Origin of the sequence: Rhizobium azibense, assembly GCF_004342325.1 — a bacterium.
GTDB lineage: Bacteria > Pseudomonadota > Alphaproteobacteria > Rhizobiales > Rhizobiaceae > Rhizobium > Rhizobium etli_B.
In genome coordinates this window covers 483,679-501,826 of the sequence record NZ_SMBJ01000004.1, presented here as the reverse complement: position 1 = coordinate 501,826, position 18,148 = coordinate 483,679, and the positions used below count along the sequence as shown (strand labels likewise).

Annotated in this window: 20 protein-coding genes, 1 tRNA gene and 1 other RNA gene; 11 read left to right on the top strand and 11 right to left on the bottom strand. The window is 59.7% G+C overall.

Translation table 11 applies throughout. From position 1 onward, the window contains the following. Nucleotides 1–65: 65 nt before the first annotated feature. From rpsA to EV130_RS12925, 3 genes are all read right to left on the bottom strand, one after another. Entirely contained in the window at nt 66–1,766 is a 1,701-nt protein-coding gene (gene rpsA / locus EV130_RS12935; protein WP_022713201.1) for a 30S ribosomal protein S1, read from the bottom strand. A 176-nt stretch (nt 1,767–1,942) separates the two neighbouring features. Beyond that, a complete protein-coding gene (cmk, locus tag EV130_RS12930; protein ID WP_074059733.1) occupies nt 1,943–2,587 on the bottom strand; it encodes a (d)CMP kinase in 645 nt (214 codons plus the stop codon). Beyond that, nucleotides 2,584–2,874 (bottom strand): hypothetical protein, encoded by a 291-nt coding sequence (locus tag EV130_RS12925; RefSeq protein ID WP_074059734.1) that lies wholly within the window; start codon nt 2,872–2,874, stop codon nt 2,584–2,586. Before EV130_RS12925 ends, cmk begins: the two co-directional genes overlap by 4 nt. Before the next feature lie 216 nt (nt 2,875–3,090). On the opposite strand from EV130_RS12925, the gene EV130_RS12920 reads away from it, so the two are divergent. The 5 genes from EV130_RS12920 (at nt 3,091) to EV130_RS12900 (ending at nt 6,662) form a co-directional block, all read left to right on the top strand. After that, nucleotides 3,091–3,474, top strand: coding sequence for a TIGR02300 family protein (locus EV130_RS12920; protein ID WP_074059735.1), 384 nt, complete (start codon nt 3,091–3,093; stop codon nt 3,472–3,474). A 148-nt stretch (nt 3,475–3,622) separates the two neighbouring features. After that, nucleotides 3,623–3,698: transfer RNA gene (locus tag EV130_RS12915), tRNA-Ala, on the top strand. A 548-nt stretch (nt 3,699–4,246) separates the two neighbouring features. After that, nucleotides 4,247–5,371 (top strand): DNA replication/repair protein RecF, encoded by a 1,125-nt coding sequence (gene recF / locus EV130_RS12910; protein WP_074059736.1) that lies wholly within the window; start codon nt 4,247–4,249, stop codon nt 5,369–5,371. Further along, nucleotides 5,368–6,192: a molybdopterin-synthase adenylyltransferase MoeB gene (locus tag EV130_RS12905; RefSeq protein ID WP_074059737.1), complete on the top strand. Its 825-nt coding sequence runs from the start codon at nt 5,368–5,370 to the stop codon at nt 6,190–6,192. Before recF ends, EV130_RS12905 begins: the two co-directional genes overlap by 4 nt. Further along, nucleotides 6,189–6,662, top strand: coding sequence for a GNAT family N-acetyltransferase (locus EV130_RS12900; protein ID WP_132660492.1), 474 nt, complete (start codon nt 6,189–6,191; stop codon nt 6,660–6,662). Before EV130_RS12905 ends, EV130_RS12900 begins: the two co-directional genes overlap by 4 nt. Here the strand turns inward: EV130_RS12900 and EV130_RS12895 are convergent. Then, nucleotides 6,659–7,660: a 2-hydroxyacid dehydrogenase gene (locus tag EV130_RS12895; protein WP_074059739.1), complete on the bottom strand. Its 1,002-nt coding sequence runs from the start codon at nt 7,658–7,660 to the stop codon at nt 6,659–6,661. The genes EV130_RS12900 and EV130_RS12895 overlap by 4 nt on opposite strands. A 185-nt stretch (nt 7,661–7,845) precedes the next feature. Between EV130_RS12895 and EV130_RS12890 the strand changes: the two genes are divergently transcribed. Next, complete coding sequence (locus EV130_RS12890) at nt 7,846–8,385, top strand: SH3 domain-containing protein (RefSeq protein ID WP_074062999.1); 540 nt, start codon at nt 7,846–7,848, stop codon at nt 8,383–8,385. On the opposite strand, the gene EV130_RS12885 is transcribed toward EV130_RS12890, so the two are convergent. After that, on the bottom strand, nt 8,378–9,370 hold the full coding sequence (locus tag EV130_RS12885) for an adenosine kinase (RefSeq protein ID WP_132660490.1): 993 nt from the start codon (nt 9,368–9,370) through the stop codon (nt 8,378–8,380). The two genes, EV130_RS12890 and EV130_RS12885, sit on opposite strands and share 8 nt — an antisense overlap. Before the next feature lie 410 nt (nt 9,371–9,780). On the opposite strand from EV130_RS12885, the gene EV130_RS12880 reads away from it, so the two are divergent. Then, nucleotides 9,781–10,728, top strand: a complete 948-nt coding sequence (locus EV130_RS12880) for an AEC family transporter (RefSeq protein WP_074059740.1) — start codon at nt 9,781–9,783, stop codon at nt 10,726–10,728. 60 nt (nt 10,729–10,788) lie between these two features. Here EV130_RS12880 and EV130_RS12875 read toward each other — a convergent pair whose 3' ends face one another. Then, on the bottom strand, nt 10,789–11,367 hold the full coding sequence (locus EV130_RS12875; protein ID WP_074059741.1) for a c-type cytochrome: 579 nt from the start codon (nt 11,365–11,367) through the stop codon (nt 10,789–10,791). Between the two features lie 155 nt (nt 11,368–11,522). On the opposite strand from EV130_RS12875, the gene EV130_RS12870 reads away from it, so the two are divergent. After that, nucleotides 11,523–12,278, top strand: coding sequence for a 3-deoxy-manno-octulosonate cytidylyltransferase (locus tag EV130_RS12870; RefSeq protein WP_074059742.1), 756 nt, complete (start codon nt 11,523–11,525; stop codon nt 12,276–12,278). Nucleotides 12,279–12,289: 11 nt separating this feature from the next. Further along, nucleotides 12,290–13,150, top strand: coding sequence for a prephenate dehydratase (locus EV130_RS12865; RefSeq protein ID WP_074063000.1), 861 nt, complete (start codon nt 12,290–12,292; stop codon nt 13,148–13,150). 32 nt (nt 13,151–13,182) lie between these two features. On the opposite strand, the gene EV130_RS12860 is transcribed toward EV130_RS12865, so the two are convergent. The 5 genes from EV130_RS12860 to EV130_RS12840 all read right to left on the bottom strand — a co-directional run bounded on the left by EV130_RS12860 (nt 13,183) and on the right by EV130_RS12840 (nt 16,037). After that, nucleotides 13,183–13,551 carry a VOC family protein gene (locus tag EV130_RS12860; protein ID WP_074059743.1) on the bottom strand — a complete coding sequence of 123 codons (369 nt, stop codon included), beginning with the start codon at nt 13,549–13,551 and terminating at the stop codon, nt 13,183–13,185. Between the two features lie 122 nt (nt 13,552–13,673). Beyond that, nucleotides 13,674–13,904 carry a hypothetical protein gene (locus EV130_RS12855; protein WP_074059744.1) on the bottom strand — a complete coding sequence of 77 codons (231 nt, stop codon included), beginning with the start codon at nt 13,902–13,904 and terminating at the stop codon, nt 13,674–13,676. A 70-nt stretch (nt 13,905–13,974) separates the two neighbouring features. Then, nucleotides 13,975–14,658 (bottom strand): helix-turn-helix transcriptional regulator, encoded by a 684-nt coding sequence (locus EV130_RS12850; protein WP_074059745.1) that lies wholly within the window; start codon nt 14,656–14,658, stop codon nt 13,975–13,977. Nucleotides 14,659–14,667: 9 nt separating this feature from the next. Then, entirely contained in the window at nt 14,668–15,630 is a 963-nt protein-coding gene (gene nudC, locus EV130_RS12845) for an NAD(+) diphosphatase (RefSeq protein ID WP_074059746.1), read from the bottom strand. Further along, nucleotides 15,627–16,037, bottom strand: coding sequence for an HIT domain-containing protein (locus tag EV130_RS12840; protein WP_196776299.1), 411 nt, complete (start codon nt 16,035–16,037; stop codon nt 15,627–15,629). The genes nudC and EV130_RS12840 overlap by 4 nt, the downstream gene beginning before the upstream one ends. An 89-nt stretch (nt 16,038–16,126) precedes the next feature. Here EV130_RS12840 and ffs point away from each other — a divergent pair. Beyond that, nucleotides 16,127–16,223: signal recognition particle sRNA small type (gene ffs / locus EV130_RS12835), an RNA gene on the top strand. 46 nt (nt 16,224–16,269) lie between these two features. Further along, nucleotides 16,270–18,147 carry a DNA polymerase III subunit gamma/tau gene (locus tag EV130_RS12830; RefSeq protein WP_074059748.1) on the top strand — a complete coding sequence of 626 codons (1,878 nt, stop codon included), beginning with the start codon at nt 16,270–16,272 and terminating at the stop codon, nt 18,145–18,147. Nucleotide 18,148: the final 1 nt, after the last annotated feature.

Sequence of the window (18,148 nt, the reverse complement as noted above, 5' to 3'; positions counted from 1 at the left end):
CCGTCCAAGCAATAAAAAACCCGCCGGAATCGCTCCAGCGGGTTCATTATTTCAAAGCTTAACGATTACTCGCCGCGGTTCTTCAGAGCCGCGCCAAGGATGTCGCCGAGCGAAGCGCCGCTATCGGACGAACCGAACTGAGCGACAGCTTCCTTCTCTTCTGCGATTTCCAGAGCCTTGATGGACAGCATGATCTTGCGGTCCTTCTTGGAGAAGTTGGTGACGCGGGCGTCAACAACCTGACCAACCGAGAAGCGTTCGGGACGCTGCTCGTCGCGGTCGCGCGACAGGTCGGCGCGGCGGATGAACGAAGTGATGTCTTCGTGGTCGACGAGCTTCACTTCGATGCCGCCGTCGTTGACTGCGATCACTTCGCAGGAAACGACAGCATTTTTGCGCAGGTCGCCCGAAGCAGCTGCTTCGCCAACCGCATCCTTGCCGAGCTGCTTGATGCCGAGCGAGATGCGTTCCTTCTCGACGTCGACGTCGAGAACGACTGCCTTGACGACGTCGCCCTTGTTGAACTCTTCGATGACCTGTTCGCCCGGACGGTTCCAGTCGAGATCGGAGAGATGCACCATGCCGTCGACGTCGCCGTCGAGACCGATGAACAGGCCGAATTCGGTCTTGTTCTTGACTTCGCCTTCGACTTCAGTGCCGGCCGGATGATTGCGGGCGAAAGCTGCCCACGGATTTTCCAGCGTCTGCTTGAGGCCGAGCGAAATACGGCGCTTGGACGGATCGACTTCGAGGACGACCACTTCGACTTCCTGGCTCGTGGACAGGATCTTGCCGGGGTGTACGTTCTTCTTGGTCCAGGACATTTCGGAGATGTGGATCAGGCCCTCGATGCCCGGCTCCAGCTCGACGAAAGCACCGTAGTCGGTGATGTTCGTGACCGTACCGGAAATCTTCTTGCCTTCAGGATACTTTGCCTGGATGCCATCCCACGGATCGCTCTCGAGCTGCTTCATGCCAAGCGAGATTCGGTGGGTTTCCTGGTTGATGCGGATGATCTGAACCTTGACCTGCTGGCCGATGTTCAGGATTTCCGACGGGTGGTTCACACGGCGCCATGCCATGTCGGTGACGTGCAGAAGGCCGTCGATGCCGCCGAGGTCAACGAACGCACCGTAATCGGTGATGTTCTTGACGACGCCGTCAACAACCTGGCCTTCTTCGAGGTTCTGAACGATTTCAGAACGCTGCTCGGCACGGGACTCTTCCAGAACCGTACGGCGCGAAACCACGATGTTGCCGCGGCGCTTGTCCATCTTGAGGATTTCGAAGGGCTGCGGGTTGTGCATCAGCGGAGACACGTCGCGGATCGGACGGATGTCGACCTGAGAACGCGGCAGGAAGGCGATCGCACCGTCGAGGTCGACAGTGAAGCCGCCCTTGACCTGGTTGAAGATCACGCCTTCGACGCGCTCGCCGGCTTCGAACTTTGCTTCAAGCTTGATCCAGCTTTCTTCGCGGCGAGCCTTCTCGCGCGACAGAACCGCCTCGCCAAGCGCGTTTTCGATACGCTCGACATAAACTTCGACTTCGTCGCCGACCTTCAGCGAACCATCCTTGGCTTTCGCGCCGAATTCCTTGAGCGCGATGCGGCCTTCGACCTTCAGGCCGACGTCGACAACGGCGACATCCTTTTCGATGCCGGTGACGATGCCCTTGGTGACATAGCCTTCAGCCAGATCGTTCTTGGCAAAGGACTCTTCGAGAAGGGCCGCGAAATCCTCGCGAGAGGGAGTAGCTACTGACATAAAATCTCCTGCGTGACCTTTGATACTGACAAGGCCCACGTATGCGCCGGTTGGTTCGTGTTGAACGGGCCTGAACCCAGTCCGCCTCCTTGCAAGGAAGCAATCCGGCGCTTGGACGGAATTTCAGGCTTTTAATAAAGCGCTTCCCGGCAAAAGCACGGAACGATCGCTCGAATTCAGCTGTTTCGCCTCAATGCTGCGTCGATGATCGATTTCGCAGCTTGAAACGCGGCCTCTATACTCATTTCCGACGTATCAAGCAAGTGTGCTTCTTCCGCTGGTTTCAAGGGGCTGTCGGCCCGTCCCATATCGCGTTCGTCGCGCCGCTTCACGTCCTCGAAGATCGCATCGAAATCTGCCGTTGCCCCCTTGCCGATGATCTCCTGGTAGCGGCGCCTGGCGCGCACCTCCGGGGAAGCAGTCACATAAAGCTTAACCGGAGCATCCGGGCAGACGACGGTGCCGATATCACGTCCGTCGAGCACTGTTCCGGGAGCCTTCTGCGAAAACCGCCGCTGCGCGTCCACCAGCGCCCGGCGCACGGCGGGCATGACGGCAATCCTTGAGGCGGCTTCGCCGATCTCATGCCTTGAAAGTATATCGCGCTCGAGGCCGCCCAGTTCAACTTCGCGAGCTATTTTTTCGGCGACCTGCTCGTTATCGAGCGGCAGGCCGGCATCGAGCAACGCCTTCGCAGCCGCTCGATAAGTCAGGCCAGTATCGAGATGATGAAAGCCGTACTCATCGGCGATCTGCCGCGAAAGCGTGCCCTTGCCCGCGGCTGCGGGTCCATCGATGGCGATTATAAATGTCTTGCTCAATGGTTTCCTTCCAGCCTGCGGTCGCGCTTCACAAGATCCAGCATCTCGGCCTCACCAGTCGTCCCGCCGATGCTTACCGCCACGCCTTCGCGATGGGCGACCGGCCGGTTTTGGCTGACCTTCCACCTTGGCTTGGATCGTCGTGATCTCGGTTCGGCGCCGGTGACGGCTTTCGGTTGCGTTCGGATGAAATGCGCAGGAGCATCACGCACGACCCATGGATGGGGGCGGATCAACTGCTGCTGGGTCGCCAGATCATTTTCCCTGAAACGGGGCGATTGATACATCTGTGTCTCGCTGGTTTATCGTTTCGGGCGCTACCTAACACAATGTTATTTGCCGGTCATCTGACGATCATTCGTCCATACTGATTGCAGCGCGAAGTTTCGCTTTGACATCGTTGGCCGCAACGATTATGGGGACCGGCTTATAAATTCCGATGAAACGCCGGTTTGAACGGCATTTGCCGAATTTAGCATTCGGCCATTCTCACGAGGCTTATAGTGGCGAAAGCGGAACTTGGAACCAAGCGCACCGATCCGGAAACCGGCAAGAAATTCTACGATCTGAACCGGGATCCGATCGTTTCTCCTTATACCGGAAAGTCCTACCCATTGTCCTTCTTCCAGGAAACATCGGCAGCAGCAGCCGAGATCGCCGAAGAAGACGAGGTTCAGGAAGTCGATACCGAAAACACCGAAGTCGAACTCGTGTCGCTGGAAGACGCCGATGAAGGCGCATCCGGCGATGATATCCCGGATATCGGCGACGACGACGTCGAAATCGAAGGCGATGACGACGATACGTTCCTCGAAGCCGACGAAGACGATGAAGATGATGACATGAGCGATATCATCGGCGTCACCGGCGACGACGACGAAGTCTGATCGTAAGCACGGCCCGGACGACAAAAAATCTCCGGGCCGGTTTTTTTGGCTTGCCATCTGCGAAAACCGCAAGTAAGAAGCCGCCACTCCGCCGGGCATATGCCACGGAGTATCCCAGGACCGGATACAATACCCGGACCACCCTGATGGGGCTATAGCTCAGCTGGGAGAGCGCTTGCATGGCATGCAAGAGGTCAGCGGTTCGATCCCGCTTAGCTCCACCAAATCTCCCCAAGCCAGTTCAATTGTAAGTTTTCTTCCGTTCAACCGTTCTGTCGTTCGATGGGAAAGTACCGGGGAAGTACGATCGATTTCCAGTCGCTTTGCGCCGTGGATGGCTCTTTCGCTGGAACCCAAGGCCTCATAAAAAAGTTTACAGACTGCGGATATTGCCTCGTCTAACGTAGTCACGCGCGACGTCTGTGAGGACGATCGAGAAGACAATCTCTCCGGTGGCGCCGTTTCCATGTCTGCTCTCCTGGCAAACTCAACCGGTGTTTGCCTGTCAGATCCGGCGCGGCGTCTAAGAGCACAGAACATTTTGTTGTCTCAGAATTTTGCGGTGGCCTAAAGTGATTTCTGCCGAAATCGCGGAGTTGATCGGGGCTTCTTTCTTTGCCAGAGGAATATCCGTGGAAACACCTGGGAAATACGAAAACGGAAACGAGAGCCGCCCCCCACAGCTATTAAAGCGGCTTGTCTCGTAGCCGACCCTTGCCATGAACTTCCGTTCGGCATAGCTCTGCCCCAATGCCCCGAATCCGGATGTGCGATGCCCCACAAGGTTTCCCTTTCCCGCCTGAAGCTCACCGACTTCCGCAACTACGCGGCGGCTTCGCTGACGCTCGATGGGCGCCATGTCGTGCTGACGGGGGACAACGGTGCCGGCAAGACCAATCTGATGGAGGCGGTTTCCTTCCTCTCGCCTGGCCGTGGTCTTCGCCGCGCCACCTATGCAGATGTCACGCGGGTCGGGGCCCCCGCGGGCTTTTCGATCTTTGCCGAGCTCGACGGCATGGAAGGTGAGGTCGAAATCGGGACTGGCATCGATTCTGGCGATGACAATACCGGCCGCAAGCTGCGCATCAACGGCACGCCGGCAAAGACGGCCGACGAGTTGACGGATCATCTGCGCGTGCTCTGGTTGACGCCTGCCATGGATGGCCTTTTCGCCGGCGGATCTTCAGACCGCCGCCGCTTTCTTGATCGCCTCGTGCTATCGCTCGATCCTGCACACGGCCGCCGCGCCACCGATTTCGAGCGCGCCATGCGCAGCCGCAACAAACTCTTGGACGACGGCCGTTTCGACCCCTCCTGGCTGTCGGGTATCGAAGAGCAGATGGCAAGCCTGGGCATCGCCATGGCGCTTGCGCGCGAAGAAATGCTCGGCCTGCTTTCCCGCCTGATAGAGGAAACGCGCGAAACTTCGCCTTTCCCCTCCGCCACACTCGAACTTTCCGGTTTCATGGATGGTCAGTTGGCGCGCCCTTCCGTAGACCTGGAAGATGAATATGCCGCGATGCTCGCTCAAAACCGCTATCGTGATGCCGGGGCCGGCCGCACGCTTGAAGGCCCGCACCGAGCCGATCTGCTGGTCCGGCACCGCGAAAAGCAGATGGAGGCGGAGCGTTGTTCGACGGGCGAACAGAAGGCGCTGCTTGTCGGACTGGTCCTCGCCCATGCCAAGCTTGTCGCCAATCTCACTGGCCATGCGCCGGTTCTGCTTCTTGATGAAATCGCCGCCCATCTCGACGAGGCCCGCCGCGGCGCGCTCTTCGATCTCATCGATGCGCTTGGCGGCCAGGCCTTCATGACCGGCACCGATCGCTCGATGTTTTCTCTCCTCGGCGACCGCGCTCAATTCTTCACTGTTGCCGATGGCCGGGTATTCGAATGACGGATGCCGCTTTCCCCGCGCCTTCAGGCCATGATAGCATTGCGTCCATGGAACCCTTGAGCCCGGAAGAAATCGCAAGATATCAGCGTCATATTCTGCTGCCTGAGATCGGTGGAGCGGGTCAGCAAAGACTGAAGGCAGCGCGTGTGCTGGTAATCGGCGCGGGCGGGCTCGGCGCACCGGTTCTGCAATACCTCGCAGCTGCCGGGATCGGCACACTCGGCATTGCCGATGACGATCGCGTTTCGCTCTCCAATCTGCAGCGCCAGGTCATCCATGATTCCGGCACGATTGGCGATCTGAAGACGCAAAGCGCCGCCTTTGCAATCGCCCGGCTAAATCCGCATGTGAACGTCATCCGCTTCGAAGAGCGCTTTTCGTCCGAGTCCGCTCGCCGCCATCTTTCTGGCTTCGACTTGCTGATCGATGCGTCGGACAATTTCGAGACGCGATACGCTGCAGCCGATGCCGCTGAACTGGCGGAAATTCCGCTCGTGAGCGGTGCTGTCGGCCGTTTTGACGGATCTTTGACCGTCCTGAAGCCTTACGAACGAGCCGAAGACGGCGCGCTCAACCCCGCCTATCGCGATCTATTTCCGGAAATCCCGCCGGAGGGCCTCATTCCCGCCTGCGCCGAAACCGGCATCATCGGGGCATTGACCGGTGTCATCGGCACGCTGATGGCGATGGAGGCGATCAAGGTCATTACCGGCGCCGGGGAACCGCTTATCGGCCGGTTGCTGCTCTACGATGCGCTTGCTGTCCGTTTCGACAGCGTCCGTTACAAGCGCCGCCGCGCTCAAGGGCCGAGCGGTTCATGAAGATCGTCCGGATCGATGGGAATTTCCACCGCTGGAGCGAGCTGCTGCAACTAATCCTCTCGTCCTTCGCCCATATGAATGGCCGCATCAATCCGCCGTCTTCGGCCCTGAGCCTGACATCGCAATCACTTGCCGAAAAAACCGTAAGAGAAATCGGTTACGTCGCGCTTGAAGACGAGGATTTGCTTGGCTGCATGTTCTTGAGGCCTGAGCCTGGATGTCTTTATCTCGGCAAACTCGCGGTCGCGCCGGAGGCGCAGGGCAGGGGTGTTGGAAAGTTCTTGCTGCAGGTAGCCGAGGTGGCTGCGAAAGAGCGCCTGCTATCGGCGCTGCGGCTCGAAACGCGAATCGAATTGACCGAGAACCATTCGGTCTTTGCCGCCTGGGGTTTTGCGAAGACGGCCGAAAAATCTCATCCGGGTTTCGATCGGATCACCTATATCGAAATGCGCAAGGTTCTCGCCCTCTAGCGGCCGGGCAGCACGCGATTGGGCGGCCGGTGGCCGTCGATGAAGGTGCGGATGTTGATAATCACCTTGTCGCCCATATCGATGCGACCTTCGATCGTTGCCGAACTCATGTGCGGCAGCAGCACCACCTTGCCCTCGTTTGCAAGTTTGACAAGCTTCGGGTTGACGGCAGGTTCGTTCTCGAAAACGTCGAGGCCGGCGCCGGCGATCTTTCCCTCCCTCAGGCATTTGATCAAGGCGCTCTCATCCACGACGTCACCGCGCGCGGTGTTGACGATATAGGCGGTCGGCTGCAGCAGCGCGAGGCGGCGAGCGGAAATCAAGTGGAAGGTTGCTGGCGTCGAAGGGCAATTGATGGAAACGATGTCGACCCGTGCCAGCATCTGGTCGAGGCTTTCCCAATAAGTTGCCTCGAGTTCGTCCTCGGTCGCCGGGCTCACCCGCTTGCGGTTGTGATAGTGGATCGACAGGCCGAAGGCCTTGGCGCGGCGGGCAACGGCTGTGCCTATCCGGCCCATGCCGACGATGCCGATGCGCTTGCCGTGAATTCGCCGGCCGAGCATCCAGGTCGGCGACCATCCGGCCCATTCGCCGGGCTTGTCGGTAAGCACCCGTGCACCTTCGCCGAGGCGCCGGGGCACGGCCAGGATCAGCGCCATTGTCATGTCGGCCGTGTCCTCGGTCAGAACATTCGGCGTGTTGGTAACGGTAATTCCCTTGCGGGCTGCCGCCTCGACATCGATGTGGTCGGTGCCGTTCGAAAAGCTCGCGATCAGCTTCATTTGCGGACCAGACTGCGAGATAAGATCGGCATCAATGCGGTCCGTCACCGTCGGCACCAGGACGTCGGCCGTCTTTACGGCCTCGATGAGTTCAGAGGCAGAGCGTGGCGAATCATCGATATTGAGCTCGGCGTCGAAAAGTTCTCGCATGCGGGTTTCCACCGCATCCGGCAGTTTCCGGGTGATGTAGACCTTCGGTTTTTTCTTTGATGTCATCGCGGCCGGCCATGCCCTGTTCAGAGGTCTTTAACCAAGACGGGGGATAATTTTCCCGTCTCGGGCATTTTCTACCAGACCCACACGCGAAGACAAACAAAACTCGCGGGTACGTTAGGTGAATGTCAAAGCCCGGCGGCAAGCAGGCTGGATCTGCTGGCGAACTTGAGCGAACGGAAATCTCCATGCGTGGAAAATATCTTAAGGTCTGCCTCGTCTTTGCGGTTGGTCTGGTGTTTGCGGCCCACGCCGCCGAACCCGCTTATGCGCAAGTGGCAAAGGGCCCGAGCGGCCTACCGCTTCCGCGCTTCGTCACGCTGAAGTCGAAGCGCGTCAATCTGCGCATCGGCCCGGGCACGGATTATGCCGCATCGTGGATGTATCTCAAGGCCGGCCTGCCGGTCGAAATCATCCAGGAGTACGACAACTGGCGCCGTATCCGCGATGCGGATGGCACGGAAGGCTGGGTAAACCAATCGCTCCTGTCGGGGCAGCGCGCGGCGATTGCCGCACCGTGGATGAAGGGCAAGGGCAAGTTTGTCTATGTCAATATGCGCCGAGAGCCGCAGTCGTCAGCGACCGTTGTCGCCAAGCTGGAGCCGGGTGTGATGATCCATATCGCCGAATGCAACGGCGATTGGTGTCATGCCGAAGCCGACAGCGCCGAAGGTTGGGTGGCGCAGTCGGAAATCTGGGGCGCTTACCCGGGCGAAGCCTTCAAATAAGCTGCGCGTCGCGGGCGGCTTCGGAAAGCGATTTCATCGGCCGCGGCCCGATCTGCTGAATGACGATGCCAGCTGCTAGGCAGCCAAGCTTGCCGCAATCTTCCAGCGTCCGTCCATGGGTGTAGCCATAGAGGAAACCTGAGGCGAAGAGGTCGCCGGCGCCGGTCGTATCGACCACTTCCTTGATGCGAATCGCGTCGACATACCAGCGTTCCTTGCCTTTCAGCATAACGGCGCCGTTTTCGCTCATCGTCACAGCCGCGATCTTGCAATCCTTGGCGATCTTGTCGAGCGCCTCCTCGAAATCGTCCGTTTCGTAAAGAGCGAGTACTTCCTGCCGGTTGGCAAACACGATGTCGACAGTGCCGGAGCGCATGAGGTCGAGGAACTCCGCGCGGTAGCGATCGACGCAGAAACTGTCCGAGAGCGTCATCGATACTTCGCGGCCATTCTCGTGGGCGATGCGGGCGCATTCGCGAATCGCTTCCTTGGCGCGCGGCGGATCCCAGAGATAGCCTTCGAAGTAGGTCACCTTGGCTTGTGCCACGATCTCGGGCTCGACATCCTCCGGGCCGAGTTCGACGCAGGCGCCGAGATAGGTATTCATCGAGCGTTCGCCGTCATCCGTGACGAAGATCATCGAGCGCGCGGTCGGTGGGAACGTGCCGTTTGGCTTCGTCTGGTAATGTACGCCCTGAGCCCGGATGTCGTGGGCGAAGATCTCGCCGAGCTGATCCTCCGCGACCTTGCCGAAATATGCGGCCCTGCCGCCGAGGCTTGCAACGCCCGCTGCCGTATTGCCAGCGCTTCCGCCTGAAGCTTCGAGTGCCGGTCCCATTCGAGAGTAAAGGAGTTCGGCGCGGGCGGCGTCGATAAGGTTCATCGCCGCCTTGGTGATATCATTGTCAATGAGGAACTGGTCGTCGCAGCGCGCGATGATATCGACGATGGCGTTGCCGACAGTCAGAACATCGAATTTTGTCATGAAAGGGGAGGTTCCCGATTAGATGATAGCCGGGATCCGGTCTTACCGGAATTTCCTGGCTTTGGAAGAAAAAACGCCGCCGCTGGCCCATTTCTTCGCAAGTGCCGTCGGTCCGTCATGTCTTTGTTACGTTGAGACTTTAGACACACTTGCAAGCAGGCCGGCACGAGCAGCCTTTGAGTTGTGGCCGGATGAGAAGGCGAAATGCCCTTCGACTGTACCGGAGCAGGCGCTGACCACGGATGAACTGGCAGCACCGGAACCGGGTGTCCGGCCCGTCCGGATGCGAAAAAGCGGGCAGTGCCCGCTTTTTTTGTTTCTGCCGTGCCCGCGCGCCTTTGCCAATCCATTTGTCAACGAAGAAGTTTTGCTGCTAGAGCAGGATATCCCCGCGCAAGGCATCCCTCCACATGATAGCCATCATCTTCGACGTTCTTCCCATCTTCATCATGATTCTGATCGGCTGGCTGATCGTCAAAACGGGACTGATGAAGGCAGATGTCGGCGACGCTTTGAGCGATTTCGTTTTCAAGATTGCCGTCCCACTGCTTCTTTTCCGCACGATCGCCGAAGCGGATTTCCACGGTGCTTCGCCGTTTCGTCTCTGGATCGCTTATTTCTCCGGGGTTGCGGTGACCTGGACGGCAGGTCACGTTGCGGCGACCCGGTTTTTTGGCCGTGATGATCGCATCGGCGTGCTTGCCGGCGTTTCGTCGGCATTTGCAAATACCATCTTCGTCGGTCTGCCGCTTGTTCAACGCACGGTCGGCAATGAGGGTCTTGTGCCGCTTTCAATCCTGATCGCCGTGCATCTGCCCGTCATGATGGTCATCGGCACGATCATGATGGAGCGGGCGGAGCGGAAGATTGCGGGCAAAGGCGAGCGCAGCATGCTGAAACTGCTTCGACAGATCGGTCTCAATCTTGTCCGTAATCCGCTCGTCATCGGCCTTGTCGCCGGTGCAGCGGTTCACCTTGCAGGTCTTCCAATGCCGCAGCCGGTGGCGTCGATTGTCGACCAGCTGGCAGGCGTTGCTGGACCTGTGGCCCTTGTATCCCTGGGCATGGCTCTCGAGAGGTATGGCGTCTCCGGCAATGTCGGCATCGCCAGCGTCACATCTGCCTTCAAACTGGTGTTGCTTCCATGCTGCGTCTGGGCCGCAAGCCATCTGGTTGGACTGACTGCCAGCTGGACCGCGGCGCTGGTGTTGATCGCCGCTGTTCCCACCGGCGTCAACGCCTGGCTGATCGCCAATCGTTTCGGCGTCGGCCACAGCCTCGCGGCCTCCACGATCACGGTAACGACGGCACTCGGCGCCATATCGGTTTCGCTCTGGGCTTATCTGCTCGGCGCCTGACCGCAAAAAGCCCGGCGTCGGCCGGGCTCTCGATTTCGTCGGGAAAGCTCTGCTGCAGGATTACTGCGTAACGGTATCGGGCGCGTTCGGATCCGGCAACGGAACCGGTGCGTCTGCCAGCGTGTGCAAGTAAAGGATTACGTTCGCGCGATCCTGTTCCTTCGGCAGGCCGGCAAAGCCCATGGCCGTGCCCGGAATCTGTTTTTTCGGTGCCAGCAGGAAATGGTTCAGGTGATCGAAGGTCCACTTTTCGCTGCCGCCCTTGGAGAAATCCTTCATGGCGGAGGAATAGGCGAAGCCCTCATGCGAAGCGATCGGACGATCGACGAGACCATAGAGGTTCGGACCGACTTTATTTGGCCCTCCCTTGGTCACGTCATGACAGGACTGACACTTCTTGAATACCGTTTCGCCAGCCTTGGCATCGGCGCTGGCAAGAAGCTTGGCGATCGGAACCACAGCTGCTGCAGGTGCAGCTTCGCCACCGCCGGCAGCGGGCGCCTCTTCAGCAACGATAGCGAAACCTTCCTTCTCCGGCGCTTCGGAATGGAAGATCCCTTCGGACGCGATCGACACTGACATCAGGACGAAAATTGTTCCGAGAAGCGCCCCAACGCCCATATTGACATAAGAATTCATCTGCAATGCTCCCCGTGCAGTCGGCAGACCCTGAATAGGCACCATCTTGAAATCGCGCGGAACCTATGTCTTTTGGCAGTTCGTTGCAACTGTCTAAATGGTCTTGTACGTGAGACTTTTTGACACTTTCCTGCCTGGAATAGAAGGTCCGAACGATGACTGCTTCAAATTTAGATGACGTGCTGGTTCTGATCCCCGCCCGCATGGCGTCCACCCGCCTTCCCGGCAAGCCGCTGGCCGATATTTGCGGATTGCCGATGATCGTCCAGGTCGCTTTGCGGGCGAAGGAAGCGCAGATCGGCCGTGTTGTCATCGCGGTCGACGACGAGGAGGTATTCGAGGCAGTTTCGAAAGCCGGCTTCGAAGTCGTTATGACCCGCAAGGACCACCAATCCGGCTCCGATCGCATTTTCGAAGCCCTGCACAAGGTCGATCCGGACGCCAGGGCCAGGATCATTGTCAACGTCCAAGGCGACCTGCCGACCATTGATCCAGAAACGATCCGAGCTGCATTGCGCCCGTTGGAAGGGGAGACCGTCGATATTGCGACGCTCACCGTCGAGATCACCGACGAGGAAGAGAGGATCAATCCGAACGTCGTCAAGGTCGTGGGGTCTCCGCTCTCCGAAACCCGTCTTCATGCGCTCTATTTCACCCGCGCCACAGCACCTTATGGCCAAGGGCCGCTCTATCACCATATCGGTCTTTATGCATATCGCCGGGCTGCGCTCGAGAAATTCGTCTCGCTCGGCCCGTCGGCCCTTGAGAAGCGCGAATCCCTGGAGCAGCTTCGCGCGCTCGAAGCCGGCATGCGCATCGACGTGGAGATCGTCAAAACCGTTCCACTTGGGGTCGATACGCCGGTCGATCTGGAGAAGGCCCGCCGCATTCTTTCGGCAAGGAAGGCATGAAGGACATCGTCATGAACATCAAGACCAATCGAATCTCGTTTCAAGGCGAATTCGGCGCTAACTCCGACATGGCCTGCCGTGACATGTTCCCGACAATGGAGCCGTTGCCTTGCCAGACGTTTGAAGACGCCTTCACGGCGGTCGACAATGGCGATGCCGATATTGCGATGATCCCGATTGAAAACACGATCGCGGGCCGTGTCGCCGATATCCATCACCTCCTGCCGGAGTCGCGGCTGCACATCATCGCCGAATACTTCATGCCGATCCGTTTCCAGCTGATGGTGCTGCCCGGCGTCTCGAAGGACGAAATTCGCACCGTGCACAGCCACATCCACGCGCTGGGTCAATGCCGGAAGATCGTGCGCGCAAATGGCTGGAAGCCGGTGATTGCCGGAGATACGGCAGGTGCTGCAAAGCTCGTCAAGGAAACCGGCGACCGAACGATGGCGGCGCTCGCGCCGCGTCTTGCCGCCGAGCTCTATAGCCTCGACGTCGTTGCCGAAAATGTCGAGGACACCGAGAGCAATGTTACACGCTTCGTCGTGCTCTCGCGCGACGAGGAATGGGCAAACCGCGGCTCCGAGGAAGAAAAGATCGTCACGACCTTCGTCTTCAACGTCCGCAACATTCCGGCCGCGCTCTACAAGGCCCTCGGTGGTTTTGCGACGAACAACATCAACATGACGAAGCTCGAAAGCTATCAGTTGGGTGGCAAGTTCGTGGCGACGCAGTTTTACGCCGATATCGAAGGACATCCGAACGATCCCCATGTGCGCCGGGCTTTGGAAGAGTTGCGGTTCTTTTCAGAAAATGTCCGCATTCTCGGGGTCTACAGGGGCCATCCGATGCGGGGCCAGCTGCACAAGTGAGGAGGGGCGCCGGTGGCGCCCTTCCTGCTCTCTCACTTGTCGGGTTCGCACACGCGCAGCCGGTGGCCGTCCGGATCGAGCGCGACAAAGGTCGGGCCGAAATCGAGATCGGTCAGCTTCTGAGCAATCGGCAGACCGCGTTTTCGCCAATCCTCGTAGTGTTTGGCAACGGCATTTTCGCCAGCCACCATGAAGGCGACCTCTCCGCGATTGCCGATCGCGGAAGGTTGCGGCTCGACCGTGCTGCGCCGCCACAGGCCGAGCGTGAAACCGCCGTCGAGTGGGAAAGCGACGAAATTCGGCGCGGCAACCCCAGGCTCGCGGCCGAGCAGGTCTTTGTAGAAGATCGCACTTTCGGCGGGATCCTTGACGTAAAGAATGATGAGGTTGGGGCTGGTCATATCGGATGTCCCTCGGTTCTGGAATGGGTTGCACAGGTTCAGCGCTTGCCGGCGATCAACGGCGGCAAGCGCCAAAGCCGCCGCTGATTGGGCGGCGCTGGCCACTGGGCGGTGGGGCGAATTCAGTTGCTCTCGTGGTGTGGTTGGATCCAGTCCATGAACCCGATATCGCGCTTCATATAGTCGGACATCGCATCGAGATCGAGCTGAGGATAGCGGCTCCGCACCAGGTTGCGCGATGCGTTCAACATCATTCGCAGCATCAGAGATTGCGGGAATTTCGCTTGGGTAGATGTGTCCTCGGCAACGTCATTTCGGCATGTCGATCGAGTGGGGTTCAAGCTCGTCATCATCGGTCCTCCAGTTTGGGATTGTCCCGATAATAGCGCTGACCACTGTCAGTTTATGGCAGTAGTGTCGAGGCTAAGACGAAATTTCCTGCTGATCCCGCCACTCCTTGAGAAGCACGGCGCGGCGGCGCGGATACCGTACGTCTTGGGGTCTCATTTCGACGATCCGGTCGGTGCGGAAATGACGGTAATCCTGCCGCAGTTCGCACCAGGCCACCACGACGCGGACCTGCTCGAAGTAGCTGAGTGCAAAGGGCCAGATATTGCGGACGGAGACGGTCCCGCTCTCATCGGAATAGGTCAGTTTGAGAATCCGTTCGCTGCGGATCGCCTTGCGAATGGCGTCAAGATCGGCCTTGTCGGCAACGGGCGGACGCAGGTGAACGAGAAGCGTCGAGGTCTCGATTTCGTCGCGCATTTCATGTGGAAGGACATCGGCAATCTTCGCCAGCGCATCGGCGCCGGCAGCAGCAAGTCGCGGATCTGCCGCGCGGGCGACCCAGCGCGAACCGAGGACCAGCGCCTCGATCTCCTCCTGCGAAAACATCATCGGCGGCAGCATGAAACCGGGTTTCAAGACGTAGCCGACGCCGGGTTCTCCTTCGATCAGAGCGCCCTGGCCCTGGAGGCTGGCGATATCGCGATAGAGCGTGCGGATGCTGACGCCTGTTTCCGCTGCCAGGACGGCACCGCTTACCGGACGGCGGAAGCGCCGCAACGTCTGAAGCAGGGTCAGAAGGCGTTCCGAGCGCGCCATCGCATTGCCCTATTGCTTTTTCCACTCCACCCAATCGCGCATCAGGCGGTGGGCGATAGCGCCTTTGGGCGGCGAAGCCTGGCCGTTGGCGCCTGGGCGTTCGAGCATTTCAATTGTTTCCTCGCGGGTGAACCAGCGGCAATCCTCCAGTTCCGATTCGTCGCGATGGACCTCTGTCGATTTCGCCTCGGCATAGCAGCCGATCATCAGCGTATGCGGCATCGGCCACGGCTGCGACGCGTGGTAGCGAATCCGGCCGGTCTTGATGCCGGACTCCTCCAGCGTCTCGCGGCGCACGGCGTTTTCGATCGTTTCGCCGGGCTCGACGAAACCGGCGAGGCAGGAATACATGCCCGGCGTAAAATGGTGGCTGCGGCCGAGCAGGCAAAGGTCGCGCTGTTCATCGACCGCCAGCATGATAACCACAGGGTCGGTGCGCGGGAAGATCATGTTTTCGCAGGCCATGCAAATCCGCTTGTAGCCGCCGATGCGCATCTCCATCGTGCCACCGCAGCGGCCGCAGAAGCGGTTGTCGCCGTTCCAGCGGATGAGGCTTGCGGCCTGGGCGTATTCGCCGAGCAGAACGTCATCGACGAGCTGGTCGCGGTAGAGCGTGCGCGCGTCGGCGGGCTTGTAATGGCTTTCAAGATCGTCGGCCGGAATGCCGACGGGAACGGCAAGCCGCGGTTCGCCCGTTTTGCGGTATCCGAGCAGGATCGTCTCGTCCCAATGTGGCTGCAGTTCCTGCAGTTCGTAGCGGGCAAACAGCGGATCCAGCACCTGCCCATCATGCTTCAGGACAAGCTTGTCCTTGGCGAAGGCGAAGATGTGGGTGCCGTCCTTCGCCAGTGCCTTCTCGACGGACTCCTCGTCGCGATGTTCGGAATCACGGTTGAGGTCGTTTGCGGCAAAGGCAGTGAGATTGCTGGGTTCCGGATGTGGAACATCCGAATCGAAAAGCGAACGGTTCATGATGAAAGGGCTTCCCGCAACTTCGCTATGAATTCGTCTCTCTTGCCCGCTTCGTAGGGCTCGGCCTTACCGAAGCCCCAGACAGGGCCTGGCCAGTTGGCATCGCCTTCGAAGCGGGCAATGACATGAACATGAAGCTGGCGGACGATATTGCCAAGGGCCCCGATGTTGATTTTTGTGGCGCCGGTGATCTTCTTCAGCGCAGCCGCAGTCATTTCGGTTTCGAAGGCGAGAAGCACCTGATCGAGCGGCGTGAGTTCGAAGATCTCCGTGATGCCGGCCCTGCGTGGCACCAGGATCAGCCAGGGCCAGCGGGCGTCCTTCGATAAACGGAGATCACACAGACCCGTCTGCATGACTCTGTCGCTGTCGCTCTCCAGCCGACGGTCGAGAATGAAATCGTCCAACAGGCATTCCTCCATATTTTTCCTATGATTAGCAGTTTTTTTTGAGCTTGGCTTGCTTTTGATGGCGATATTGCCGATATGTGCATCCGGGAGGTTGGTGGTGGACGAGCCACTCGCCAACCGGGTCAGGTCCGGAAGGAAGCAGCCCTAACGAGCCCGGCACGGGTCATCGTGCCAGCCTCCCACCCTTCTTTCTTCCAAATGCCCGGCGTTCCGGGCGATAAGCAGGGCGATGAGCGACACCGAGCGACAGTCACAAGATGCCGCCTCGACGGGCACCGGGTACCGGGTGCTGGCACGCAAATACCGCCCCAAGGATTTCACGGACCTGATGGTCGGCCAGGAGCCGATGGTCCGCACGCTGACCAACGCCTTTGAGACCGGCCGCATTGCGCAGGCCTACATGCTGACGGGCGTCCGCGGCGTCGGCAAGACGACGACAGCCCGTATTCTGGCGCGCGCGCTGAATTACAAAACGCCCGAGATCGACAAGCCGACGATCGACCTGCGCGTACCGGGCGAGCATTGCCAGGCGATCATGGAAGGCCGCCATGTCGACGTGATCGAGATGGACGCTGCCTCCCATACCGGTATCGACGATATTCGTGAGATCATCGAGCAGGTACGCTATCGGCCGGTGTCTGCGCGCTACAAGGTTTATATCATCGACGAAGTCCACATGCTTTCGACACAGGCCTTCAACGGCTTGCTGAAGACGCTCGAAGAGCCGCCGGAGCACGTGAAGTTCATTTTCGCGACCACGGAAATCCGCAAGGTTCCGATTACCGTTCTTTCGCGCTGTCAGCGCTTCGATCTCCGCCGCATCAGCGCGGCCGATCTCGTCGGCTTGTTTACGACCATCGCAGCGAAGGAAGGCATCGATGCGGAGCCGGATGCGCTGGCGATGATCGCACGCGCCGCCGAAGGCTCGGCACGCGACGGCCTTTCGCTGCTTGACCAGGCGATCGCCCATGGCAGCGGTGTCGTCCAGGCGGAGGCGGTACGCGGCATGCTGGGCCTTGCCGATCGTGCTCGCATCGTCGACCTCTTCGAGCATGTTGCCAGAGGCGATGTCGCCGCAGCGCTCGCCGAATTTCAGGCGCAGTACGAGGCCGGCGCAAATCCCGTCGTCGTGTTGACCGACCTTGCCGATTTCACCCATCTCGTTACCCGGCTAAAATATGTTCCGGACGCTGCCAATGACCCGTCGCTCAGCGAAGTCGAGCGAACCAGGGCCTGCGAGTTCGCTCAAGGGATTGCGGTAACGGCGCTGTCGCGGATCTGGCAGATGTTGTTGAAGGGCATTGCGGAAACGGAAAGCTCTTCGCGCACGGCCGGTGCGGCGGAAATGGTGCTGATCCGGCTGGCACATGCGGCGCACCTGCCCTCGCCCGAAGATGCCGCGCGTCGCCTTGCCGAGCTCTCCGAAAACGGCAGCAGTTCGCGTCCTTCGCCTACGCCGTCGGGTAACGGCAGCAGCAATGGCGCCCGTGTACCCTATCAATCGGCGGTGGCCGTGCGCGCGACGGAGAGCACGCCGAGGCCGCAGCCTTCAGGGGGACCGGCCATGTTGCGTGCCGTACCCGATCCCGATCCGCAGCCGATGCAGGCGCCAGGCCGCATCGAGACGAAGCCAGCGCAAGCGCCCAAGCCGCTCGTTTCTGTCAATGCGATCGCCGATATCGTCAACCTCGCTACGGAAAAGCGCGACCCGAAGCTGAAAGCACTCGTGCGCAATTTCGTGCGGCCCGTGAAAATTGAATCGGGCCGTCTCGACGTGAACCTCACCGACGGGGCGCCGGCGACATTGCTCAACGAGCTTGCCGTCAAGTTGAAGGAATGGACCGGCATACACTGGATCGTCAGCCTCAGCCGCGAGGCCGGCGACCCGACGATGGTCGAGGCAGAGGCCAAGGCCAAGGAGCAGCAGGTGAGCGACGCCCGGCAGGATCCGGATGTGGCCGCGATCCTGGCGCATTTCCCCGGTGCAAGGATCATCGACGTGCGGGTAAGGGCACCCGAACCGGAGGAAGAGGGCGAGGCGAAACCGCCTGCAGTCGCCGAATCCGAAGAGGGTGACATTCTGCCCGGCGACGACCTAGATTTCTGAA